At 40.6% G+C, this 23,357-nt stretch carries 23 protein-coding genes and 1 other annotated feature; of the genes, 2 read left to right on the top strand and 21 right to left on the bottom strand.

The features are described 5' to 3' along the window. Nucleotide 1 precedes the first annotated feature (1 nt). The 18 genes from AC1EKL_RS06795 to mraZ form a co-directional block, all read right to left on the bottom strand. Complete coding sequence (locus tag AC1EKL_RS06795; RefSeq protein ID WP_480189524.1) at nucleotides 2-304, bottom strand: hypothetical protein; 303 nt, start codon at nucleotides 302-304, stop codon at nucleotides 2-4. Next, complete coding sequence (locus tag AC1EKL_RS06800; protein WP_480189523.1) at nucleotides 304-852, bottom strand: NUDIX hydrolase; 549 nt, start codon at nucleotides 850-852, stop codon at nucleotides 304-306. Before AC1EKL_RS06800 ends, AC1EKL_RS06795 begins: the two co-directional genes overlap by 1 nt. Nucleotides 853-867: 15 nt before the next feature. Then, a complete protein-coding gene (locus tag AC1EKL_RS06805) occupies nucleotides 868-1,068 on the bottom strand; it encodes a cold-shock protein (protein ID WP_480189522.1) in 201 nt (66 codons plus the stop codon). 106 nt (nucleotides 1,069-1,174) lie between these two features. After that, nucleotides 1,175-3,970 (bottom strand): isoleucine--tRNA ligase, encoded by a 2,796-nt coding sequence (ileS, locus tag AC1EKL_RS06810; protein ID WP_480190258.1) that lies wholly within the window; start codon nucleotides 3,968-3,970, stop codon nucleotides 1,175-1,177. Between the two features lie 54 nt (nucleotides 3,971-4,024). Further along, nucleotides 4,025-4,232: a binding site (T-box leader), on the bottom strand. A 4-nt stretch (nucleotides 4,233-4,236) separates the two neighbouring features. Continuing rightward, nucleotides 4,237-4,926 carry a DivIVA domain-containing protein gene (locus AC1EKL_RS06815; RefSeq protein WP_480189520.1) on the bottom strand — a complete coding sequence of 230 codons (690 nt, stop codon included), beginning with the start codon at nucleotides 4,924-4,926 and terminating at the stop codon, nucleotides 4,237-4,239. A gap of 18 nt (nucleotides 4,927-4,944) precedes the next feature. Then, nucleotides 4,945-5,730, bottom strand: a complete 786-nt coding sequence (locus AC1EKL_RS06820; protein WP_480189519.1) for a YlmH family RNA-binding protein — start codon at nucleotides 5,728-5,730, stop codon at nucleotides 4,945-4,947. Between the two features lie 5 nt (nucleotides 5,731-5,735). After that, complete coding sequence (locus tag AC1EKL_RS06825) at nucleotides 5,736-6,005, bottom strand: YggT family protein (RefSeq protein ID WP_480189549.1); 270 nt, start codon at nucleotides 6,003-6,005, stop codon at nucleotides 5,736-5,738. 17 nt (nucleotides 6,006-6,022) lie between these two features. Further along, nucleotides 6,023-6,442 (bottom strand): cell division protein SepF, encoded by a 420-nt coding sequence (locus AC1EKL_RS06830; protein WP_480189518.1) that lies wholly within the window; start codon nucleotides 6,440-6,442, stop codon nucleotides 6,023-6,025. Nucleotides 6,443-6,511: 69 nt separating this feature from the next. Continuing rightward, nucleotides 6,512-7,777, bottom strand: coding sequence for a cell division protein FtsZ (gene ftsZ, locus AC1EKL_RS06835; protein ID WP_480189517.1), 1,266 nt, complete (start codon nucleotides 7,775-7,777; stop codon nucleotides 6,512-6,514). Between the two features lie 25 nt (nucleotides 7,778-7,802). Then, nucleotides 7,803-9,173 (bottom strand): cell division protein FtsA, encoded by a 1,371-nt coding sequence (gene ftsA, locus AC1EKL_RS06840; protein WP_480190259.1) that lies wholly within the window; start codon nucleotides 9,171-9,173, stop codon nucleotides 7,803-7,805. 111 nt (nucleotides 9,174-9,284) lie between these two features. Then, nucleotides 9,285-10,130, bottom strand: coding sequence for a cell division protein FtsQ/DivIB (locus AC1EKL_RS06845; protein WP_480189515.1), 846 nt, complete (start codon nucleotides 10,128-10,130; stop codon nucleotides 9,285-9,287). A gap of 14 nt (nucleotides 10,131-10,144) precedes the next feature. Further along, a complete protein-coding gene (gene murG, locus AC1EKL_RS06850; protein WP_480189514.1) occupies nucleotides 10,145-11,248 on the bottom strand; it encodes an undecaprenyldiphospho-muramoylpentapeptide beta-N-acetylglucosaminyltransferase in 1,104 nt (367 codons plus the stop codon). After that, nucleotides 11,248-12,621 (bottom strand): UDP-N-acetylmuramoyl-L-alanine--D-glutamate ligase, encoded by a 1,374-nt coding sequence (murD, locus tag AC1EKL_RS06855; RefSeq protein ID WP_480189513.1) that lies wholly within the window; start codon nucleotides 12,619-12,621, stop codon nucleotides 11,248-11,250. The genes murG and murD overlap by 1 nt, the downstream gene beginning before the upstream one ends. A 19-nt stretch (nucleotides 12,622-12,640) precedes the next feature. After that, nucleotides 12,641-13,612 (bottom strand): phospho-N-acetylmuramoyl-pentapeptide-transferase, encoded by a 972-nt coding sequence (mraY, locus tag AC1EKL_RS06860; protein ID WP_480189512.1) that lies wholly within the window; start codon nucleotides 13,610-13,612, stop codon nucleotides 12,641-12,643. A gap of 20 nt (nucleotides 13,613-13,632) precedes the next feature. Beyond that, entirely contained in the window at nucleotides 13,633-15,783 is a 2,151-nt protein-coding gene (locus AC1EKL_RS06865; RefSeq protein WP_480189511.1) for a penicillin-binding transpeptidase domain-containing protein, read from the bottom strand. Further along, the gene (locus AC1EKL_RS06870) at nucleotides 15,783-16,145 is read right to left on the bottom strand and encodes a cell division protein FtsL (RefSeq protein ID WP_480189510.1); all 363 of its coding nucleotides are present in this window, start codon (nucleotides 16,143-16,145) and stop codon (nucleotides 15,783-15,785) included. Before AC1EKL_RS06870 ends, AC1EKL_RS06865 begins: the two co-directional genes overlap by 1 nt. A 20-nt stretch (nucleotides 16,146-16,165) precedes the next feature. After that, complete coding sequence (gene rsmH, locus AC1EKL_RS06875) at nucleotides 16,166-17,107, bottom strand: 16S rRNA (cytosine(1402)-N(4))-methyltransferase RsmH (protein ID WP_480189509.1); 942 nt, start codon at nucleotides 17,105-17,107, stop codon at nucleotides 16,166-16,168. Between the two features lie 18 nt (nucleotides 17,108-17,125). Further along, the gene (gene mraZ / locus AC1EKL_RS06880) at nucleotides 17,126-17,554 is read right to left on the bottom strand and encodes a division/cell wall cluster transcriptional repressor MraZ (protein ID WP_480189508.1); all 429 of its coding nucleotides are present in this window, start codon (nucleotides 17,552-17,554) and stop codon (nucleotides 17,126-17,128) included. A gap of 633 nt (nucleotides 17,555-18,187) precedes the next feature. On the opposite strand from mraZ, the gene AC1EKL_RS06885 reads away from it, so the two are divergent. Continuing rightward, nucleotides 18,188-18,307 (top strand): DUF4044 domain-containing protein, encoded by a 120-nt coding sequence (locus AC1EKL_RS06885; RefSeq protein ID WP_081443408.1) that lies wholly within the window; start codon nucleotides 18,188-18,190, stop codon nucleotides 18,305-18,307. A 31-nt stretch (nucleotides 18,308-18,338) separates the two neighbouring features. Here AC1EKL_RS06885 and AC1EKL_RS06890 read toward each other — a convergent pair whose 3' ends face one another. The 3 genes from AC1EKL_RS06890 to AC1EKL_RS06900 form a co-directional block, all read right to left on the bottom strand. Beyond that, on the bottom strand, nucleotides 18,339-20,636 hold the full coding sequence (locus AC1EKL_RS06890) for a DNA translocase FtsK (RefSeq protein WP_480189507.1): 2,298 nt from the start codon (nucleotides 20,634-20,636) through the stop codon (nucleotides 18,339-18,341). A gap of 13 nt (nucleotides 20,637-20,649) precedes the next feature. Beyond that, nucleotides 20,650-21,159, bottom strand: a complete 510-nt coding sequence (locus AC1EKL_RS06895; protein ID WP_480189506.1) for a tRNA (cytidine(34)-2'-O)-methyltransferase — start codon at nucleotides 21,157-21,159, stop codon at nucleotides 20,650-20,652. Nucleotides 21,160-21,329: 170 nt separating this feature from the next. Beyond that, complete coding sequence (locus tag AC1EKL_RS06900; RefSeq protein ID WP_480189505.1) at nucleotides 21,330-22,184, bottom strand: methyltransferase domain-containing protein; 855 nt, start codon at nucleotides 22,182-22,184, stop codon at nucleotides 21,330-21,332. A 99-nt stretch (nucleotides 22,185-22,283) separates the two neighbouring features. Here AC1EKL_RS06900 and AC1EKL_RS06905 point away from each other — a divergent pair, with 99 nt between their 5' ends. Next, the gene (locus AC1EKL_RS06905) at nucleotides 22,284-23,324 is read left to right on the top strand and encodes a lactonase family protein (RefSeq protein WP_480189504.1); all 1,041 of its coding nucleotides are present in this window, start codon (nucleotides 22,284-22,286) and stop codon (nucleotides 23,322-23,324) included. Nucleotides 23,325-23,357: the final 33 nt, after the last annotated feature.

A 23,357-nucleotide genomic window follows, 5' to 3' on the forward strand; every position in this document is an offset into this window, starting at 1 on the left:
CCTATCCCACAAAAAATAATACTAAATACACCAAGATGATTGCGATTACTAATCCAATCATGATGTGATTCAATTTTTTTCGCAACCGATTGGTTTTTTCCTCAGTGATGGTGGCTTGTTGCGCCGCCAAACTCTCTTCGCGGCTTAAGTAAGGTGATTCTTGTTTTGTCGAATCCTTATGAATTAATGGTCGATCATCTAAATTAGCTTGGTCTTGACTATCTGAATGTTGCAGCGGTTGTTGTAGGCGATGTTCCTGCTGTTCACGGTATTCCCGCCTCGTCATTTGATATTCCTCAGTCATTAACCATCCTCCTGACTCAGCCAATAATAAATTGCCATTACGGTTTTCTGATCATCAATTTCACCATTTTCAACCATTTGACGTGCTTGGTCACGACTAACTCTTAAAATCTGCAGATTTTCATCTTGTTCCTGCGGTAATTGATCGTTAACTGAGCTAATCCCAGTTGCCAAAAATAACGTAATTTGTTCATCCGTAAATCCAGGTGAACTATACGTAGTGGCAACCTTGGTTAAATTAGCCGCCTGCAAACGAGTTTCTTCATTCATTTCTCGGCGTGCAGCATGAAATAGATCATCATGGTCCCGTTCATCCACCTTTCCGGCCGGAATTTCTAACGTCACCTTTTGCACAGGTGCACGCCATTGCTTTACTAAAATCATTTCCTGCTCTGGAGTAATGATCAACAGTGCAATGGCAGCGGCATGACGAATAATTTCGCGACTTGCTGCTTGCCCTCGTGGGGTGGTTACTTGTTGTTTTTCTAAACGTAAAATATGACCATCATAAATTGTTTGTGATGATTTAACTCGTTCTCGAAAATTCATCCCTTTAACCTGCCTTTAAACCACTTTAACGTGCGCGGCTTGAAATCCCTTCACGCTCGGGATAATTACAAAGCCAACTTTCGTACCCACCTGAATGAGATGACGCGAACTTTTTTCAATTCCTTTAGTATGCATAAAAATTTCACCATCATGAGGTGAGTTAATAAAACCCCAGCCCTTGGTTGGTTCGTAACTTTTTACCGTTCCAATAATCATTAACGGAATTCCTCCAAATAAAAAATGAATCATAGCGAATTGCTATGATTCATTCTACACCACTGCCTTTAGCTTGTCATGAACCAAACCGCAGCTTGATCTTTTCTTATTTTTCTAAGCCTTCAGTTACAGTTTCGGGAAAATGCTCACGTACAATACGTGCACAGCGAGCGCATAATTGTGGATATGCTGGATCACTACCCACATCCTCTTTTGTCATCCGACACCGAGCACAAACTTCACCAGCTGCTTTTTGAACACGAACAGCGGCCCCATCATTAAAGTGTTCAGCTTCTGACGGCGCTTCATCTACAGCATGAATTTCCAGATCAGAAACCCCTAATAGCAAAGCTACATCATAGTTTAACGCGTCTAAAACTGCCTTTTGACTTGGCTTGACATAAAGGTCTGCCCGTGCTTCCAATGAACGTCCAATCAATTTATCATTCCGCGCATCTTCAAGCACCTTGAGAACGTGTGAACGTAATTCCATAAATTGATTCCACTGTTCTAACAATTGTTCTTCATTAGTAAAGTGACGTGCTTCTGGAATTTCAGTTAGTTGAACAAATTCTTCCGGTTCATTCATGTAACCCCAAACTTCTTCGGTGGTGTGTGGCAAAATTGGCGTTAGCAATTTAACCAAACCAACTAAAATTTGATAGAAGACCGTTTGCATAGACCGCCGTTCTAATGAATCAGCTGGTTGAATGTACAAAACATCCTTGGCAACATTCATATAGAAAGCAGATAGATCATTATTAACAAAGTTAATCAATAGTTTGTAACCATCAAGGAAGTCATAGGCATCAAATTCCTCCCGCATTTTGGCTAAGAAATGATTAAATTTCACTAACATATACTGATCAACACTGGTTAACTTCTCGTATGAAACCGTATTTTCATTAGCATCAAAATCGCTTGTATTAGCTAATAGGAACCGGAAAGTGTTCCGAAGTTTTCGATATGCCTCAGAAATTTGTTGGAAAGTCCCCATTGATACTCGGACATCAGCAGATGTATCAGCGCTCATTACCCAAAGACGAATAATTTCGGCCCCCATCTGTTGAACAACCTTGGCAGGATCAATGACATTCCCTAATGACTTTGACATCTTCTTACCCTTTTTATCAAGGGTAAATCCTTGGGAGAGTACACTCTTATACGGAGCATGACCTGAGACGACCACACTTGTGATCATACTAGAATTAAACCAGCCACGGTATTGATCAGAACCTTCGAGGTAAAGGTCTGCAGGATATGTCAGGTAACTACGTTCATTTAAAACCCCTTGGTGTGAAGAACCAGAATCAAACCAAACATCCATGATGTCCGTTTCCTTGATAAACTCGCCATTTGGTGAATGGGAACTAGTAAAGCCATCTGGTAATAAGTCTTTAGCTTCCCGTTCAAACCAAACATTTGATCCATATTCCCCGAAAAGATCCGCAACGTGGTTAATGGTTCCCTCAGTCATAATTGGAGTTCCATCCTCTGCATAGAAAATTGGCAGTGGTACGCCCCAAACCCGTTGCCGGGAAATGACCCAATCGCCACGATCTTTCAACATGTTGCGTAAGCGAACCTTTCCCCATTCAGGGAAGTACTTAACCTCATCAACGGCCTTTAAAATTTCATCACGCATCTTATCGATGGAAACAAACCATTGATCCGTTGCCCGGAAGACAATTGGCTGCTTTGTCCGCCAGTCAAATGGATAACTGTGCTTTAATGGTTCTTCGAGTAGCAGGGCATTCTTTTCATCTAGTAATTTCAAGGAAACATCGTCCGCTTTTTGATAGAAGACGCCATCAAATTCAGGACCATTTTCGGCAGTCAAAACCCCTTGGTCATTCATTGGCGCAAGAATTGGTAAATCATATTTCTTACCAAACCAGTAGTCATCATCCCCATACCCAGGTGCTGTGTGAACAAGACCAGTCCCAGTATCGTCAGTGACGTAATCACCTAAACCAACCAGAAGCTCACGATCAAGGTATGGGTGTTGCGTTGTGACGTATTCGAGCTCTTGACCCTTTACCGTCTTAACGACTTCGTATGATCCCCAATCAAGTTTGTCTGCAATTTCAGCTAATCGGCTGCTTGCCACAACAAACTTACGGTTATCATTAGCCGGTTTAACGACTGCATACTCAAAATCAGGATTGATTGCCACCGCTTCGGAAGCAGGCACCGTCCATGGTGTAGTGGTCCATACTACTAAGTAGGTATCATTATCCAGCACACCTTTGCCATCCTTAACTTGTTCAGCAAAGAATGCGGTTTTAGCTACAACATCGTGGTATTCCACTTCGGCTTCCGCAAGTGCTGATTCGGAAGACCATGACCAGTAAACTGGTTTTTTAGCCTGGTACAGGAGGCCCTTCTTAGCAAAGTCACCAAATACCTTAATCTGTGCTGCTTCAAATTCCTTGTCTAAAGTTAAGTATGGATGATCCCAATCACCACTGACCCCAAGGCGCTTAAAACCAGTCATTTGTTTTTGTACTTGTTCTAGCGCATATTTACGACAAAGGTCACGGAATTCGGCCGTCGACATCTTTTTTCGATCATAACCAGACTTAGTTAATTGATGTTCAATTGGTAACCCATGGGTATCCCAACCAGGAACATATGGTGCTCGATAACCAGTCATTGACTTGTAGCGAACAATAAAGTCCTTGCTAATCTTGTTCATGGCATGGCCAATATGAATATTCCCATTCGCATATGGAGGTCCATCATGTAAAACAAAGGTTGGCTTCCCTTCATTTAACTTTTGTCGTTGTTCGTAGACTTTATTTTCTTCCCAGAGCTTCTCACGTTGCCCTTCAGTTTCTGGCAAGTGACCCCGCATTGGGAATTTGGTTTTACCCAAGTTAAGCGTATCTTTAACTCGCATCTTACTTCCCCCTTAGTTGATTATTAATTCTAAAATAAAAAAACAGCTCCATCCGCAAGGGACGAAGCTGTTCGTGGTACCACCCTATTTTAAAGTAATTATTACTTCCTTAGGCATTGCATAACGGGAATGACCCGGCAGTTTCTACAACTTTCAAAACTGCACTCCGAGCTGATGGGGACACTCATAAGTCATCGATTTTCACCAACCATCGACTCTCTGCGACATCCTAGTATCCTCGTGGTCTCGTCAATATTTTAGAATTATTAGTGATCAGACTTATCACTGTCCGGGAAAATCACAACTGTTTTCCCCTCATCATTAGCGACTGGTTGATCAGCAGTCGCTGATGAATTTGTGTTTTCATCTGGTGTTGTGTCAGAGTTTACACTGCTTTGTTGAGCATTGTCAACCTTGTTGCCCAGAATCTTTTGAATTTCTGTAAAATCACTCATGTCAGTGTTAGCAAGTAATTCATCCCAATCGTTACTCTTAACAACTTCTAATTGTGATTCTAACATTACTTGCAGACGTTGCCGGAAAATCCGCGTTTGCTTCTTTAAATCGTTCGTTTCCGTTGTCAGTTTACGAGTGGAATTTGTACATTCCTCAATTACCGCATTAGCTTTTTCATTGGCTTCTGAAACAATATCGGTTGCCTGCTTTTGGGCTTCACGCACCATAATTTCGGCTTCTTTTTTCGCGTTATTTTTGACTTTATCAGCCGCTTCTTGGGCGACCAAGATGGACTGATTTAACGAATCCTTTAAATCAGTAAAGTATTTCAGCTTTTCTTCGTTTGCCTTAACCATTTCCGAGAGTTCTCGGTTTTTTTCGTTTAACTCTTGAACGGTTTGGGCAACCTCATTTAAGTAATCCCGGACTTCACTTTGGTTAAAGCCCCGCATTTTAGTATCAAATGTTTTATTAGTAATGTCCTCTGCACTTACTGTCATGATCATTCCTCCAAAATATTATGCCTTAATTAACTGTATCTCTAGTCGAAGATTATTTTTCCGGTTTTTTCCACCAGTTTGCAATAGTTTAATTCTGCCACCATGTCGAACAGAAATTAGATCATGAATTGCCAGCTGATAATCTGGACGATCAATTTCTTCCCAATTAACCCTTACTAAACCATGTTCAATAGCCGACTTAGCACGATTTCGTGAATAGTTAAAGGTATTAGCAATCACTGCATCCAAGCGCAGTGAAGGTACCGTAATTGATACTTTCTCCCAATCATCATCCGGCAAAACTAATTCATCTGGACTAATTCTTTCAAACTGGACATTGATTCGGCCAATTCGTTCCAACTCTTGGTCAACAAATTGGCTAACTTCACGGCTGACAGCTATTTGCCACACCAAATCATTATTCAAAATATCACCAAAACTCCCCCTGGTTAACCCACTTCCAAGAAGTGTTCCCAAAATTTGTCGATGGTGTAACTCAACAAACTTTGTGGGATAGTTAATCTGGTAATAATTAATCTGAAAATCCTCACGATTAGGTTGATAATAATCAGGATAAATTAAAAACCGTTGCATTTCTGCATCGGGATAACCACCCCAACTTTGAAATCGTAAATCTTCCTCACGATTAACAAGCGTTTCGGCAATAAAGATCTGTCGCGGATTCAAAAAATTGGTCAATACTGGGCGGTACTCACCTTCAGCAGTGGCAATTTGATCCAAAACTTGATTAAGAAAATCCCGTTCGTCCGGTCGAAAATGTTGACTAATGTTTAAATCAACCAAATTATTCACCTTACTAACAAGGAAAGCATTTGAACTCCCCGTTGGGCAAACCACAATACCAACACCGCTACAATTGGTGCAAAACTAACCCCACCAAGTGGTGGTATGATTCGCTCAAACACAGCCAAGTATGGATAAACTAGTTGGTTCAAGAAGCGTCCTAAAGAACTTTGACTCGCTCCAGGGAACCAAGATAATAAACACCAAATAACAATTAGAAATACATACAGGTTAATCAGGCTATTCACTGCCCATACAATAAATCCAATCACAATCTCTTCTCCAACTTCGTTTAGTCATCAAACGATGGATGACTGTTTTCAATGTCCGACATTGTCTTACCAGTCACTTCAAAGTTCTTCGGTGTACACAAGAAAATTTGCTCACCAATCCGTTGAATTTCGCCATCCATTGCAAAGACAGCACCATTTAGAAAGTCTACTGTTTTGATAGCAACTTTGGCATCCATCTGCCGAAAGTTAATAATAGCAGCTTGACCATTTAATAATTGCTCCGCAATATCGCGAGCATCACCATAGATCCGTGGTTCGAATAATGCAATTTTGCCATTCTCATGTAATGATTGCACACTTTTAAGTGAAACAACTTTCCGATTGTTGGTTGTCTGTTGTGTTGGTTGATCATCATAGTAATTAGCTGCTGCGGCATCATCATTCATCCCAAAAAAGTTATTTAAAAATTTACCAGCCATGTCAATCTCCCCTTTCTGATTTCAATTAGATAAACAAAAGGAGGAACACAACGTTCCACCCTCGATTTATTAACGACGATTCTTAAAGAATGCAGGTGTAGAAAGATCTTCTCCTCCATCATCAACATTCGTTAAATCATCATCTTGAACACTAAAATCAGGTTTTTTCACATCATCAAAGTTACTTTCCCGATTATTTGGGCGGTTAACTTCTTCACCCGGATCATTCCAACCACTAAATGGGTCTTGATGATCATCTTGATTTTGGTCAGCAGGAGCAGCATTCCGTGGTTGATTTTGACTAACATTTAATGGAGCTGTTCGATCATCTGCAGACGTCGATCGTTGAGCAGCATTATTTTGTTGCTTCCCTTTGTCAATTCCCGTAGCAATTACGGTGACTCGAACTTCATCATTGAGATTATCATCTACAGACATCCCAAAGGTGATATCCACATTTGTATTAGCTGCTTCACGGATTACACTCGAGGCTTCTTGGGCTTCAAACATTGATAAATCCTTGCCGCCAGTAACGTTTACTAGGACGTGTTCTGCCCCGTCAATTGATACTTCCAGTAATGGTGACGAAATTGCTTTCTTGGTTGCTTCAGCAGCACGGTTCTCGCCCGTCGAGGAACCGATCCCCATCAATGCTGAACCTTGATTGGTCATTGTATGACGAATATCAGCAAAATCCAAGTTGATGTATCCAGGGTTAGTGATTAGATCAGAAATACCTTCAACCCCTTGACGTAAAACATCATCAGCCTCTTTAAAGGCTTCCATCATTGGCGTCTTCTTATCAATCATTTCAAGGAGTTGGTTATTAGCAACAATGATTAACGTATCAACATTCTTCTTCAGATTTGCTAATCCTTGAGCAGCAAGTTTAGCTCGACGAGTCCCCTCAAAGCTAAATGGTCGAGTAACAACCCCAACCGTTAAAGCACCTGAATCCTTGGCAATTTTAGCAATCACTGGAGCGGCACCGGTCCCAGTACCGCCACCCATACCGGCGGTTACAAATACCATGTCGGCACCTTCAAGGATCTTAGTGATTTCTGATTCACTTTCTTGAGCTGCCTTAGCACCAACCTCTGGATTAGAGCCAGCGCCTAATCCACGCGTCAACTTAGGTCCCAATTGAATCTTAGTTTTAGCAGCTGAACCATCCAGTGCTTGTAAATCAGTATTGGCAACAATAAAGTCAACACCTTTAACTTTTTCATTGATCATTTGGTTAACGGCGTTGCCACCACCGCCACCAACACCAATAACCTTAATGCGGGCGCCTTCCATCTCCATTTGATCGTTTGCGTTCGTTGGATTGTCCATAAAATTTCCCTCCGTGATTACTTAATTAGTCAAAAAAGTTGCTAAAGAAACTCTTAATTTTACTTTCTCCTTCAGATTTTTTGCTTTCCCGTTCTTGATTTTGTTCATGAGCAGGGGCTGAATTCTTCGGGTTAGAATGGCGAATTTTGCGTTGGCGTTTTGGCTTGCTCTGGTTGACCACCATATTTTCATTTTGCTGACCTTGATGAGGACTAGCAATCAGATTGCCATCATGAACAGTTTCCTTAATCAAGCGGTCAACATCCGTCAGACTACTTTCGTACAAACAAAGTGAGAGTGCGGTCGCATAACTTGGCTGTCGAATTCCCATTTCGTTAGGAACGAATACTCGGACATTCCCTGTAAAATATTCAGCAGCAATTTCCTTGATGCCCGGTAACGCAGCAACACCACCATAAAGTACCAATCCGCCTGGCAATTCTGGAGCATTAATTGAATCAAGTTTGTCCTTTGCGCGGCGGAAAATTTGACGAATTCGCGCTTCAATTACCTCAGATAAATACTTTTCAGTATAATTAACTGGTTGGGCTTTTCCAACTACATCTACGGCCAACTGAACATCTTCAGCCGCCTGCCGACTATCTGCATAACCATGGTCACGTTTTAATTGTTCAGCGTTCTTTTGCGAAGTATTCAGAACAGCTGAAATATCCTTGGTAATATAGTTACCACCCTCAGGATCAACATAGGCAAATTTAAGCTGGTGATCATGAATAATGCTGGTAGTAGTTTGACCAGCACCAAGATCCATGATGACAGTACCAAAATCTTGTTCACCATCACTTAACACATTTGAACCGGTAGCAATAGAATCGACAACCATGTCTTCAATCTTTAAACCAGCTTGTTCAACCGATTTCCGTGTATTATAAACAATGGTCTTCGGTCCGCTATAAAGAGTTGCCCATAATTCCAAACGAATTCCAGACATGCCACGCGGATCTTTTATTCCACGAAATTGATCAACCGCAAAGCCACGTGGTACTAGATCAATCACTTCACGTTCTGGCGGCAACCCTTGAGAAAGCGTTGAGTGTGCGACATCAATCACATCTTGATTTACAATTTCTCGCGGTTGTCCTTGGTCTGATAGATTGATCATCCCATGAACCTGATTCATCTGTAAATAATTAGCGGGCAACCCAATCACCGCTTTGCTAATTTTGACACCAGACTTTTCAGTTGCTTGAGCCACCGCCTGTTTAATAGCATTAGCCGTCCGATCAATGTCGATAATTACTCCACGATTCAGGCCACCAGATGGTTGTTTGCCAACACCGATCAATTTCAGCTTGCCCTTAACGTTTTCGCATACAAGTACTTTGATCGAAGTGGTTCCAATGTCTAAACAAACATAGATTTGTGAATTATTCATTTACAAGGAACCCTCCTAAAATTTTTTTATTTATAATTTGACTTACTATTTGATTTTACCACAGTTTGGGTGGCTACACCTGCTAAATCCACAAAACTACTTATAAAAACCTTATTTTTGTTTATTACCGTAATTATATGAGTAAGCTCCATATTGTAAGTCAATAATTCCGTTGCCCTTCATCTTTGAAACGATTGAAGGATAGTACTTCATCTTTTCACCAAGCGTATCTGCACGGACCAAAACCGTATTACCGTCATTCATAATAAGTTTGAGACGATCTGGATTTAGTTTAGTTGGTGAATAGCTAACTTCTGAAATACTTTGGCGAATATACTTTGGCAAAGTACCAATTTCTCGAGCCGCAATCTTTAAATGGGTGTAACTATTATTAAAGTTTGCGTAATGAAGAAAATTATCAACCCTACCAGTGATTGGACGATACTTACCATTTGATAAGAGCAATTGTTGTCGACCATCGTGATTAATAATTCCAATTACCGGATACTCAGTGACTTGTACCCTAACTGATCGTGGACCCGTCAACTTAATTCGGAGAGTTTTAATTTGCGGGTTTCGCTTCTGCGCTTGAGAAAGGGTCGTCCCTTGATGCCGAAGCATCCACCAAATATAACGTCCTGAGCGGATATTCGTTGCCTTCTGAACTTCACGGCTGGTCATTTCTGTATTCCCTTCCACCCTCACATTCTTAATTTTACTGAGTGGAGAGATCATGTAAATGGCTATCAATAAAACTAAAATAAAGGGAATCAGGATACTTGCCGCCCGTTTACCATTACCAACTTTCTGCCGATAACCAACAGCGGGAACTTCATTATTTAAAGACGTTTCACGATCACGAATCTCTTTGATGGCATGGAGGCCACTATTCTCCAGCTTCTTAAGGCGCTGCAAATAGCGTTGATGATCGTCGTTGTCGTCATAATGATGACTCACCTTTCTTCCCTCCTTTATTGATGGTCATGCTCAGCTTTCTTTAAAACATCAATTAATAAATCTGCTGCATTTGGCTTACCAATTTGTTTTGATGCCTCAGCCATTTTTTGGCGACCTGCTGCATTTTCCATAATTTTATCGGCTTGAAGTAGTAAAGTCCGTGCATCGAGCTGATCCTCTAAAATCATTAGCGCGGCACCTTTTTTTACTAAAGCCTGGGCGTTTTTAACCTGATGATTAGCTGTTACATAAGGGCTAGGAATTAAAATCGTTGGAATTCCCAACGCAGTAATTTCCGCAATCGTCGTGGCTCCAGCACGTGAAACTAATGCTGCGACCTTAGGGAGCTTTTTAGGCATATCTGGAATGTAAGGAACTACTTTTACGTTCTTACCAACTGAAACGTTGCGTAGCTTTTCCATTACCTTCTGATAGCGCTTTTGGCCAGTTGCGAAAATAACCTGATAATCACGTTTGTTAAATTCGGGAATAGCATCGACAACGCTCTGGTTAATTTTTGGTGCCCCTTGGCTACCGCCAAAAATCATCATTGTTGGTCGATCATCACGTAATCCATCATTCGTCCATGAATAATCTGAATTTAAATTAGCGGCAACTTGTTGGGCACGCGGATTACCAGTCATGTGAACTTTATTAATCGGAAACTGATCTCGAGCTGCTTCAAACGCGATCGCAATTTCATCAACATAACGACTCAAAAACTTATTCGTAATCCCAACCACACTATTTTGTTCGTGGATAACGGTAGGAATATGCATTTTGGCAGCAGCATATAAAACCGCACCACTAACATAACCACCAGTTCCTAAAACTACGTCAGGTCGAAAATCCCGAATAATCTTTTTCGCGTCGTGAACCGACTTTACGAACAAGTATAAAGTTTTGAAGTTTTCTAGAGACAGTGATCGTTTAAAACCTTGGGTGTGCAAGGTTTTAAGCTTTAAACCGGCAGCCGGAACGATTTTATTTTCCAACCCCCGTGTGGTACCGACGTATAACACCTCAGTATCAGGTTCAACTTGTTTCAACCGTTCTATTAAGGCTAGTGCTGGATAAATGTGACCGCCAGTACCACCGCCTGAAACTAATAATCTCATTACTTCTGCTCCTTTTGACCGGTTAACTGTTCAACCGCCTCAATAAACTTATCGCCGCGCACTTCAAAACTTGGGAATTGGTCCCAGCTGGCATTGGCAGGTGATAAGAGGATCACATCACCCGGTTCGCTTAATTTCCATGCCTCTGGAACTGCAGTAACTGCGTTCTCACTTTCATATACTGGGAGGCCAGCTTGTTCTCCCGCATCTTTCATTTTGTCTTTGCATTCCCCAAAGACAATCAGCGCTTTAACATGTTTCTTAAAGTATGGAACTAACCGTTCAAAAGTATAACCACGATCAAGACCACCGGCGAGAAGAATGACTGGTTGTTCAAATCCTTGCAAAGCAACTTCAGTCGCTTCGATATCAGTTGACTTAGAATCATTGTAAAAACGGCGTTCTTGATAATCCATTACGTATTGAAGACGGTGACGAACACCACCAAAGGTAGTTAGAACATTAATAATCGCTTCATTATCAACCCCACTTAACTTGGCTGCAGCAATTGCTGCTAACGCATTTTCTACATTTTGTGGTCCAATCAAACGAATATCTTTGGTTGGCATTACCTTTTCACCACGCCAATAAATAACACCATCTTCAACGTATGCACCATCCTTACTCTTCCCAAGGCGCGAAAATGGCACAATCGTAGCTGATGAACGCCGCGCAATTTCTTGCCACTCATCACGATCCCAATTCATGATTAGGTAGTCGTCCTTAGTTTGATTGCGTGTAATGTTTAACTTAGCGTTAATGTAATTCTCACGAGTCTTATGGTAATCCAAGTGATTAGCAAAAATATTGGTAATCACTGCAATATGTGGATGAAGTTCAGGAGTTCCCAAAAGTTGAAAACTAGATAATTCAGTTACAAGGTAGTCATCCGAACTTAATTCTTGTGCCGTCTTCGTAAAGGATACCCCAATATTACCTGCATATTTTGCGGTATGAGATAGACCAGCATCCAACATTTTTTGAATTAATGTCGTGGTTGTCGTTTTTCCATTGGAACCAGTAACACTGACCAAATGTCCTGGAAAAATTTCATAACCAAGTTCTGCTTCAGTAATAATTGGAGTGCCCTTCTTAACAAAGGCCGCAACCAACGGAACATCATAAGGAATCCCAGGATTCTTAACTACGTAATCAAAATCTTCATCCGCCAAACTAACTGGATTATCACCAGTAATCACTTTAATACCATCTTTTTTCAAATTTTCTACTATGGTTGGATCATCAGGGGTCTTTTGATCATTTGCAACCACATTTGCCCCTAATTTAACCAACAAATGAGCGGCATTTAAACCACTCAGTCCAAAGCCCATCACTAATACGTTTTTGCCATTATACTTTGTTACATTATTCATAATAGTCACCCTTCTTGATCTAACCAAAAATAACAATCATTGAAACTGCGATTATAGCACAAATCAACTGGAATCCCCAGAATGTGAGGTCAATTTTCCACTCACTCCAACCAATCATTTCGAAGGTATGGTGGATCGGCGTCATCTTAAAAATCCGTTTTCCAGTCGTTTTAAACGATGCAACTTGCAAAATTACACTTGCTGTTTCTAGAACGTAAACTAAGCCGATAATTAGTAACGACCATTCATGATGTAATAAAAGTGAGACAGCAGCTAGACTCGCGCCTAGGGTCAAAGATCCCATATCACCCATGAAAATTTGAGCAGGTTTATGATTGAATGGGAAGAAGCCAATCAATGCACCAATAATCGTCAAGCAAAAGACTGCAACCTCAGTTTGTTTTTGAAACAAAGCAATGACAAAGTAAGCACCAAATGAAATAACCGCCAATCCGGTAACCAAGCCATCCAATCCATCAGTTAGGTTAACTGCATTCGAAAAGCCAACCATCCAAAAAATAATGAATAAGGCGTAGATCCACCCAATAGAGCTTGTTCCAAAGCCCATTTGGAAGTTTTCATGTTGATAAATGACTGCAAACACCATGGCAGCAATTACCTGACATAAAAATTTTTTCCAAGGTTTAAAGCCTTCATTTTGGTGGTGAAAAATCTTAATACTATCATCCCACATTCCAATGAGACCGTACACCACGAGCGTAAACAACAAAGCCCACATAGTGTTGGTTAAAAGGAATCTATTAAAAATGGCCACCAGTAAAATGGCAATCACCGTTGCCGCAATAAATAGAATTCCGCCCATAGTCGGTGTACCGGCTTTTTTGGCGTGCCAGGTTGGGCCAATCTCACGGATCTGCTGCCCCTCCTTTTTCGCCCGGAAATAGCGAATCAAGTAAGGCATTAATAGATACGTTAATCCTCCAGCAATCACCAATGAGATGAGGCCACTCAATAAAATTTTGCTCATCATTATCTTCCTCCGAATCTTTTCTATTTCTCTTCAAACTTAACGGTTAATTGTTGACCAGATTTAACCGTTTGATTTTCTTTGATGCTTTGATCAGTTACAAACCCGCTCCCGGAGGAGTCAACTTGTAAATTCAACAACTGGGCCAGCTGACTCACGTCAGATTGGCTCCAGCCATTAATATTTGGCATCTTAATCTTGCCACTGGTTACTAAGATAATGCGATTATTAATCACAACTCCGTTTCCTGGAGACAGCGATTGTTGCTGAATCTTCTTTCCATCACCAATTACTGTCACTTGAAGATGGTCTTTCGTAAGGATATCTTGTGCATCCTTGACATCCTTACCGACAACATTAACAACCTTCACAACTCCTTGTTTTTTAGTTTGTTTGCTCTTTTGCTTATCCAGTAATGTTTTGATTAACGGTGTTGTAATTGACGCCATGGTCTTTTCTGCAGGACCGTTTGTCGACGTTGGCTTCCGCATTGTGATATACAGAATATACTTAGGGTTTTTAGCTGGCGCGAACCCGACAAACGAATAAATGTAATTATTCGAGCCTTGCTCATAACCATTAGCACTACCAATTTGAGCAGTTCCAGTTTTTCCAGCAATCCGGTAACCCTTAACTTTATATAGTTGCCCAGTGCCGACTTTATCGTAAATAACCCCCTGCATATACTTACGAGTCTCTTTAGCAGCAGAACTACTGATTGGTTTACCGACTTGCTTTGGCTTAACTGTCTTAATAGTTTTTCCCTTACTATTAGTTACCCGTTTTACAATATATGGTCGCATCATCTTACCGTTATTAGCAACGGCCGTAAAAGCCTGCATCATCTGCATCGTATTGACGGTAATTCCCTGGCCAAATGAAGTATTGGCTTGTTCGAGCGCTCCTTTAAAGGTTGTCGTTCCGGAGGATTCACCAGACATTCCGTAAACTTTAGTGGGCTTTAAAAAGCCAAATCGTTTTAAATATTTCATCCAAGTAGATGCCCCCATATTTTGCTCAATATGGGCAAATCCAACGTTACTGGACCGGTAGAAGGCTTCACGAAAAGTGATATTACCCCAACCACTCGTATTCCAGTCCGTAATTTTACCGCCACCCATTTCCCAAGTTCCGGATTTATAGGTTGCATTGGGGTTAAAGTTACCAGAATTAATAGCTGATGCTAGTGCAATGACCTTCATTGTTGAACCAGGTTCGTATGTATCTTGAATTAAGGCATTCGTCCACGCAGGTTTCTCTGAAGTCATCGTTGGACGCTGCGTGGCTGCAATAATTTTACCGGTCTTAGCTTCCATCACCACCGCAGTCATTGCAGAAGGCTTAGCAGACTTATCGGCACTATTAACTAAATTTTCTAGTTGATGTTGAACGGCATTATTCAGGGTTAAATGAATATTATCACCATTTTTTACTGCATGCCCCTTTTGCGGCGAATCTGATAATTGATATCCATAAACATCATTTTCTGATTTCTTTAACCCATCGCGGCCACGTAACTGCTTGTCAAAATACTGTTCCAAACCAATCTGGCCAACTAATTTAGACTGACCCGTTTTACTATTGGTCTTAACCGCTGTTGAACCTAATAACTGCCGAGCAAATTCACCTTCAGGATATTGGCGTGCCGGAGTTTTAGTAAAATTAATTCCTGTTAAATGACGGGCTTTAATCTCCTCCATTTTGCTGACTGAAATGTTTGATCCGGCAGTCCCAAATTGGACTTGGTAAAGTTTTTTCTTTGGCGTCAATGCCTTATAGATTTTCTCTTCTGATATGCCTAGGTACTCTGCCAAAACCTTTGCAGTTCTTTTTTTGTTGGTGACATATAGTGGTTTGCCACTCATAGTCTTTTGATTCTTATCAAGTACTGCATAGACCGTATACTTACTTGTATTACGTGCTAAAAGATTTCCTTGATCATCGTAAATGTTTCCCCGCTGGGCTGTAATAATCCGTGAATGTGTGTAACGTTGTACAGCAGCCGTTGATAAGTCATGATTTTTAACATCCTTAAATATTGAAATATATGCAAAACGAACGATAAATAATAAAAAGATCGCAGCGGTAACCAAACACAGCCATTTACCGAACTGCTTATGGTTTCGTTGTCCTTTATTATTCATCGTTCGCTTTTTTTGATCAGGAGATTTCATTATTTATTAACGTTCCTTACATTAGTATTTGAATCATTTAGATTATACTTAGCGGCAATTTTTTGCAAGTTACTTTGACTGGTCAAATCACCGATTTCCTGTTGTTGACTAATGTTGGAATTATTGACTTTGCTAATTTGAGTTTGAATATTTTGCAAGTGGCGTTGTGAATTATTAACACTAATTTTAGCCGAAATTAATGAAATCATCATTGCACAAATAACTAATGCACAGCACCCCGTCAATAAATATTCAAATTTAGAAATCGCCACTGGTTGGTATTGTGGTTGAGCAGCTTGCTGGGGTTGTTGAAGCGGCTGTGTTTCAGTTAATTTTTTGGCAACATTCGTATTAAAATCCATTTTGTCCACTATCCTTCAATCTATTTCACTTTTTCAATTACTCGTAAATGTGCACTATGTGCCCGATGGTTACTTGCCAATTCTTGTGGTGACGGCTCAATTGCCTTTCGATTAACCAGTTTAAAGTCAGGCTGTTGTTCCTTAGGAATAACAGGCAAGCCTGCCGGAACATCTTTAAGGGTTATTCGTTCACGAAACATCGTCTTTACTAACCGATCCTCCAGAGACTGGAAAGTAATGACACTAATTCGTCCACCAACATTGAGCATTTCAAAGGCCTGTTCTAATGAAGCTTCCAAAACACCCAGTTCATTGTTCACCGCAATCCGAATGGCCTGAAAAGTCTTTTTGGCGGGATGACCGCCGTGGCGTCGTGCCCGCGCCGGAATGGCTTCTTTAATCACATCCACTAGTTCAAAGGTGGTAGTGATCGGTTGTTTCTCACGATGTCGTTCAATTGCCCGTGCAATTGACTTGGCAAATTTTTCTTCCCCATAACGATACAAAATCTTTACTAACCGGTCATAGGGCCATTGATTCACAACTTCATACGCTGATAAGGATTGCTCCTGATTCATCCGCATGTCTAACTTAGCATCATATTGATAACTAAACCCCCGTTGTCTATCATCAAACTGCGGTGATGAAACGCCGAGATCATAGACAATTCCATCTACTTTAGTAACCCCCAGTTTACTCAAGTCAACTTGCAAATTTTTAAAGTTATCCTTGATAAAGGTTACTTGATGGCGTGCAAGATAATCTGCTAAATGCTCCTGATTGTATTCGATGGCTGTTCGATCTTGATCAAAAGCATATAGGTGACCACCATGCAATTTGGATAAAATCAGGCCGCTGTGGCCACCACCACCCAATGTTGCATCTACATATTGACCATCTGGCTGCACATTTAAACCAGCAACTGCTTCATGAAGGAGTACGGTAACATGATCAAATTCCATCCGACTTGTTCCCTCCTTCTAGAAATCAAAATCAATATCTTCAGCCACCTCGTCAAAGTCTTCCGCTGCTTGGTCACTATATTGTTGCCAAGCATCTTCATCCCAGATTTCAAAATGGGACGACACACCGACTACTACACACTTTTTACTAATGTTGGCATAGTTAATCAGAGTTTTAGATAAGTTAACCCGTCCTTGACGATCAAATTCACACTCAATTGCCGCTGAATAAATCAAACGAACAAATTGTCGAACATTCTTTTTCGTCATCGGCAGCTTTTCTAATTGCTGCTTTAGTTGGTCCCATTCATTCATGGAGTAACCAGATAAACACTTGTCCATCCCCCGAGTAATGACGAACCGTTCTCCAAGTTGAGAACGAAACTTAGCAGGAATGATTAGTCTGCCCTTATTATCAATCGAGTGATTAAATTCACCCATAAACATGACTAATCCCCCCTTTGCTAATTACAGATTTTAGTTTACCACAATCCCCCACTATCCACCACATTCATCCCCAAATTACCCCATTTAAATCAAAAAAGGCATCATCCAAAATGGATGACGCCTTGAAACGATGGTAAGACAGCCTTTTATGGTGTGGGGAGTTGATAACAAAAAATTGATATAACATATGAAATAACCATCAGTAAACAGCTTAAATTCCAAAAACTTGGCCAAAAAATCCGGTATAAAAACTCATGTTGCCCAATTAGCTGTTTCAGCACTAAAATGATTCCGAGGCTAGCTATGATGATAATTGGATAAGCAATATAGTAATATCCTAAATTCCACCAGGTTAGGACTAAAAAAAGAATTGCCCAAATACTTGGGTGGTGAATCCTGGCTTGTGGCCGATTTTTGGCACTCACGAACACCATAAAAAACATTTTTTCAACAAACCAGTAGCAAATAATTATTAATATTTCAATCAGAACCCGCTGATAATTCAATTTTGTAATTCCCTTTCCTCAATTTATTACTCAACAATATTACCATATCTTCACTTGAATGATTTGAATTTCATCGTCAGATTGATTAAACTGTAAGCTAACATAACATTAATAAGGACTGAATGTGATGCAAAAAAAGAAGAAATCAACTTTTCAAAAGATTACAATGGTCGCTGTTTGGCTGATGCTAATTGCAATGCTGGGATCATTAATTTTAGGAGCAGTGGCTTCACTAAACTTAATTTAAAAAAATTGCGCGCTTTAACGGCGCGCTTTTTTTATTCATCATCTTTTTGCTTATAGACTTCACGTGGTTTGGATCCATTGGCCGGTCCAATGTAACCACGTTGTTCAAGATCATCAATGATGCGAGCGGCTCGATTGTATCCAATCCGAAAACGACGCTGAATCAAAGACGTTGAGGCCTTTTGCTGATCAACAACAAATTTTAATGCTTCTGGAAAAAGTTCATCCTGATCAGTAATTTCTTCTTCATGTTGAATCTCTTCATCGCTAACCACCATCTTTTCATCATAATCGGCCGGCTGCTCATCTTTAATAAACTTCACGACGTTTTCAACATCTGCATCTGAAATGAATGCCCCTTGAACCCGCGTTGGCTTGTTTTGATCAATTGGTTCGAAAAGCATATCACCCCGGCCTAACAATTTTTCAGCACCGTTAGTATCGATAATCGTCCGTGAATCTACCCCACTTGAAACAGCGAAGGCAATTCGTGACGGTACATTCGCCTTAATCAAACCGGTAATAACATCAACTGATGGTCGCTGAGTTGCTAAAATCATGTGGATTCCTGCTGCCCGTCCCATCTGAGCAATTCTGACAATTGAATCTTCAACTTCTTTAGAAACTGTCATCATTAAGTCAGCCAATTCATCCACAATTACCAGAATTAACGGTAAATAAGGGTGGTTATCGTCAGTTGAAGAATTTTTTTGCAATTGCTCATTATAGCCGTTGATGTTGCGAATTCCAAAACTGGCAAATAATTCATATCGACGTTCCATTTCAGCAACAACTTTTGCTAGAGCACGCGCTGCCTTTTTGGGATCTGAAACAACCGGAGACAACAGGTGGGGAATCCCATTATAAACACTCAGCTCGACTTTTTTCGGATCAATCATGAGCATCTTCACTTGGTGTGGTTTGGCCTTTAAAAGAATACTAGTAATAATCACATTAATGGCAACTGACTTCCCACTACCGGTCGCCCCTGCAATTAGCAAATGTGGCATCTTAGTTAAGTCGGCAGTCATAACATCCCCAGTAACGGTCCGGCCAAGAGGTACTTCTAACGGCTTTTCAGGATGGCTGGCAACCGACTCGATCATATTGCGAAATCCGACTGTCGCAACTTTCTTATTTGGAACTTCTATTCCAATCAAGGATTTACCAGGAATTGGTGCTTCAATCCGAATATCTTTAGCTGCTAAAGCTAAGGCTAGGTCATCCGCCAAGTGGGTAATTCGACTCACCTTCACCCCAACCGCTGGCCTCAATTCGTACTTGGTAACTGAAGGTCCTAAATTAACATTTTCTACGGTTGCATCAACCCCAAACGACTTCAGTGTCGATTGGAGTTTAGCCGTGTTCTCCTTAATGGAATTTAGATCCGCACTTTGGTCAGTTGCATTCACTTTGGTCAACAACGAGGTTGGTGGAAGTTGATAATTTTCATCATCATTTCCTGAGGCAGTGGCAAAATCGCCAACCGCTGTCTCATCCTTCTGATTCACCGTGTTCACCTCAGTCTGACCACCTGGATTATGTTCTTTTTTGAGGGGTGTTGGTTGGGCTGCCACGGTAATCTTAGGTTCAACTGTTGGTTCCAGATTCTTCTTACCAGAACGCTCAGCGGATTGGTGGACTACCGGTTGCTTATTGTCAACCGTGGGCGATGATTTGGTTTGAGGATACCGTTGCTTAACGGTTTGCCGTTGGGTTCGTATTTGTTTAAGCCATCCTAATATGGCTTGATGACCACTAACAATTATTTGGTGCCAAGGCAATTTAAAAAAGATCACGACCCCAATGATCATTAATAACCAAGCAAAGGCAACTGATCCGGTTTGTCCCAGTAAAACATTGGTAATGGAATATAATCCTGCCCCAATCAATCCGCCACCAATGGGCATCGTCTGGTCAGAATTAACAATACTTTGCCCCACGTTATTCCAAGTTACTTGAAAAAAATGTCCATGTTGATTCAACTCTTGAAACATGAGTGAATGAAGAAATAGTAATAGTCCACTATAAAAAATGATCATTCCCCATACCCAATTTTTTCGAAAATGAACTAACTGGTTATAAATCACAAGGCCAAGCGAATAGAGCAGAACGATGATCATTAATAATAGATAGCTTTGTCCAACTAGCATCTTATAGATGCCTAGCACTAACGAACCCAGCACACCTAATTGAAACATTCCGGTTAAAGTCAAAAGGATTATTAAGGCCCCAGAAAGACTTCCGACTAGTGAATTATTTTTTTTACCGCGGGACGAACTCGTCCGCTTTTTTCTGGTTCTAGTTTTCGTTGATCCTTTCCTCGCCATTTTAATCCTTCCTTTATTTTAATTTATCAAATGGGTACCGATGAGTACGCGCCAAATTAGGAAAACTTTGTTGCCGTAATGCTTCATAAATTATGATTGCAGCACTATTGGATAAGTTTAATGCGCGAATATTTTGATCATTTTGTGGAATCCGAATCGCTAATTCAGGATACTGCCGCATAAATGGTTCCGGCAACCCTGTCGTTTCCTTGCCAAATAAGAAATAATGGTCACCAGACTCTGTATAATCAACATCCGTATAATCACGGGTGGCAAACTTGGAAACAATATATAGATGCTTCAAATCTGGTACAGTTTGAATAAATGATGGTAAATCATCGTGATAAACCACCTTCACTTTATCCCAATAATCCAATCCAGCACGACGCATATGCTTATCATCCGTTGAAAAACCTAGCGGCTTGATTAAATGCAGTACTGTATTCGTCCCAGCACATGTCCGTGCTATATTCCCTGTGTTGGCCGGAAATAGTGGCTCAAATAATACAATATGATTTGTCATAGTTTTTCCTCTTTTTGCAAATAAAAAAAGCAGGGTCTCGGTGTGGGCACGGCGAAACGCTGCTTTAATGAAGTACACCTTAGCAAGTACCAACGAACTCACCCGATCGATGTCGCTTGCTAAACGATTTCTAATAAACATTATAGCATATAATTTGTCGGGAACAACAACTAATTCTGTTTACCAATCAATAGGTCAACATCAACGGTAACGGTCGTTAATTGATTAATCTCAGCTTCCGTTAACCGACGAGCATTTTTGCCCCAATGAAGTGGCGACATCTCAATCATTGATGACCGTAGTGATTTTGGAATAGTAAACCGATATTGAACATTCTTTACGTGGGTTGCACCAAAATGATTGGCGAATAGTTTTTTTACAGCGGTATTATCATATTTTTGGTGCTTATCATCCACAGGATAAAGTAATGAACGCATTTCATGGAGATAATTTCCTGTTGGGATCACTTTGATTACCTTTCCGTTGGTTTTTAAAACTCGGTGAAATTCACGATAATCTGACGGTGAAAATAGTTCGATGATGGTGGAAAATGAGTTATTTTGAAACGGAAGCTGACGCAGGTCTGCCAAGCAGAAAAATAATTCCGGATCTAATTGCGTCGCTAATTGAACCCCTGGCCGTGAGATATCAAAGCCAACATAAGTTTCATCACGTCGATTGCGTAACTGTTGAAGTTGAAACAATGGGGTTCCTTCACCGCTACCAACATCAAGAACACTCTGTGGAGTCGTTCCTAATTCTTCATTAATTGCCGTAATAATTTTCCTAAATAGGCCTGCAGACAGGAGTTGGCGTCTTGCAAGCAGCATCTCGCGATCATATTCAGACTTAACACCCTTTTGCAAAAAATAGACGTAACCATGTTTGTTAATATTGAGCCGATGGCCGTTTACACAAACCAATTGTTGATTATTTACCCGAATAAATTTCTCATGGCAAACTGGGCAGCTAAATAGCGCTAAATGGTCACATAACCAAGAACTAACTTTTTCGATTTTTTTCATAGTAAATTCCTTTCTTAGATAGTTTACCATATCACAAGTACTGGTAGAACCTATTGAGACCTGCTATGATAGAGACAATTCTATTTAGGAGGCGTTCTCATGGCGAAAGATTTCTTAATTGGGACTTATACCAAAAAATCTAGTAAGGGAATGTACGCTGTCACGTTAGATCCAACTAAGGAACGGCTTGTTAATGATCGAGTTGTTGTTGAGTCTGAAAAACCGGCGTACTTGCAGGTTGGTCCTAACCATCTTGTATTTTCAATTCGTCAAGAAGGTAATCTTGGCGGCGTAGCATCCTACCACATTGAAAATGGTGTGGCAACATTAGTGGATAAATCATTATCAGCCGGTTCTCCACCAGCCTATGTCGGCCTAGATTCTAAACGTCACTTGATGTTTACGGCTAACTATCATAAGGCGGAAGTCAATGTTTATAAAATTAATCCAGATGGCACATTCGTCCAAACTGATTCGGTTAAACATGAAGGAGCTCACGGGCCTGAACCAGAACAGGCAGATGGTCCACACCCCCACTTTACTGACTTGACACCTGACGGTCGATTAGCAGTTTGTGATTTGGGGATGGACCTATTGGTTATCTACAACATCAGTGATGATGGTAAATTAACTGCAGCCAACCAGTTTAAGTTTGAACCTGGTTTTGGAACACGTCATATGGTCTTTGCCCCAAATGGTCAATATGCATACGTTTTAGGCGAACTTAGTAGTAAATTAGCGGTCCTTAAATATAATGCGGCGGACGCATCATTCACCCATATTCAAACGATCAAGACAATTCCTGATGATTGGACCGCTCATAATGGAGCTGCTGCCATTCATATTACTTCTGATGGTAAATTTATTTACACATCTAATCGTGGTGAAAATACGATTGCTGTCTTTGCAGTACAACCTGACCATACGGTTAAACATATTCAATCAATTTCTTCCGAAGGTGACTTTCCCCGTGACTTCGAACTGAATAGTAATGAAAAGTTCCTGATCGCTTCTAATCAAAATAGTGATAACTTAACACTTTATCGGCGGAATACTGAAAATGGAATGTTAACCTTAATTCAAAAAGATGTTACTAGTCCTGAACCAATTTGTGTCAAAAAGTGGGTTGAACAAAATTAATCAATCTGATGTTCTAAAGTAAGAAACCCTCGA

The sequence above is a fragment of the Limosilactobacillus sp. C0001E2 genome (assembly GCF_056590915.1).

Excerpts from the sequence above, each read along its gene's own strand:
- ftsA (WP_480190259.1), bottom strand. The coding sequence starts at position 9,173 with ATGAATAATTCACAAATCTATGTTTGTTTAGACATTGGAACCACTTCG.
- AC1EKL_RS06905 (WP_480189504.1), top strand. The coding sequence starts at position 22,284 with ATGGCGAAAGATTTCTTAATTGGGACTTATACCAAAAAATCTAGTAAG.
- AC1EKL_RS06830 (WP_480189518.1), bottom strand. The coding sequence starts at position 6,442 with ATGGCTGGTAAATTTTTAAATAACTTTTTTGGGATGAATGATGATGCC.
- AC1EKL_RS06805 (WP_480189522.1), bottom strand. The coding sequence starts at position 1,068 with ATGATTATTGGAACGGTAAAAAGTTACGAACCAACCAAGGGCTGGGGT.
- AC1EKL_RS06800 (WP_480189523.1), bottom strand. The coding sequence starts at position 852 with ATGAATTTTCGAGAACGAGTTAAATCATCACAAACAATTTATGATGGT.
- AC1EKL_RS06865 (WP_480189511.1), bottom strand. The coding sequence starts at position 15,783 with ATGAAATCTCCTGATCAAAAAAAGCGAACGATGAATAATAAAGGACAA.
- AC1EKL_RS06870 (WP_480189510.1), bottom strand. The coding sequence starts at position 16,145 with ATGGATTTTAATACGAATGTTGCCAAAAAATTAACTGAAACACAGCCG.
- AC1EKL_RS06895 (WP_480189506.1), bottom strand. The coding sequence starts at position 21,159 with ATGACAAATCATATTGTATTATTTGAGCCACTATTTCCGGCCAACACA.
- mraY (WP_480189512.1), bottom strand. The coding sequence starts at position 13,612 with ATGATGAGCAAAATTTTATTGAGTGGCCTCATCTCATTGGTGATTGCT.
- ileS (WP_480190258.1), bottom strand. The coding sequence starts at position 3,970 with ATGCGAGTTAAAGATACGCTTAACTTGGGTAAAACCAAATTCCCAATG.
- AC1EKL_RS06885 (WP_081443408.1), top strand. The coding sequence starts at position 18,188 with ATGCAAAAAAAGAAGAAATCAACTTTTCAAAAGATTACAATGGTCGCT.
- AC1EKL_RS06900 (WP_480189505.1), bottom strand. The coding sequence starts at position 22,184 with ATGAAAAAAATCGAAAAAGTTAGTTCTTGGTTATGTGACCATTTAGCG.
- ftsZ (WP_480189517.1), bottom strand. The coding sequence starts at position 7,777 with ATGGACAATCCAACGAACGCAAACGATCAAATGGAGATGGAAGGCGCC.
- rsmH (WP_480189509.1), bottom strand. The coding sequence starts at position 17,107 with ATGGAATTTGATCATGTTACCGTACTCCTTCATGAAGCAGTTGCTGGT.
- AC1EKL_RS06815 (WP_480189520.1), bottom strand. The coding sequence starts at position 4,926 with ATGACAGTAAGTGCAGAGGACATTACTAATAAAACATTTGATACTAAA.
- AC1EKL_RS06795 (WP_480189524.1), bottom strand. The coding sequence starts at position 304 with ATGACTGAGGAATATCAAATGACGAGGCGGGAATACCGTGAACAGCAG.
- mraZ (WP_480189508.1), bottom strand. The coding sequence starts at position 17,554 with ATGTTTATGGGTGAATTTAATCACTCGATTGATAATAAGGGCAGACTA.
- murG (WP_480189514.1), bottom strand. The coding sequence starts at position 11,248 with ATGAGATTATTAGTTTCAGGCGGTGGTACTGGCGGTCACATTTATCCA.
- AC1EKL_RS06890 (WP_480189507.1), bottom strand. The coding sequence starts at position 20,636 with ATGGCGAGGAAAGGATCAACGAAAACTAGAACCAGAAAAAAGCGGACG.
- murD (WP_480189513.1), bottom strand. The coding sequence starts at position 12,621 with ATGAATAATGTAACAAAGTATAATGGCAAAAACGTATTAGTGATGGGC.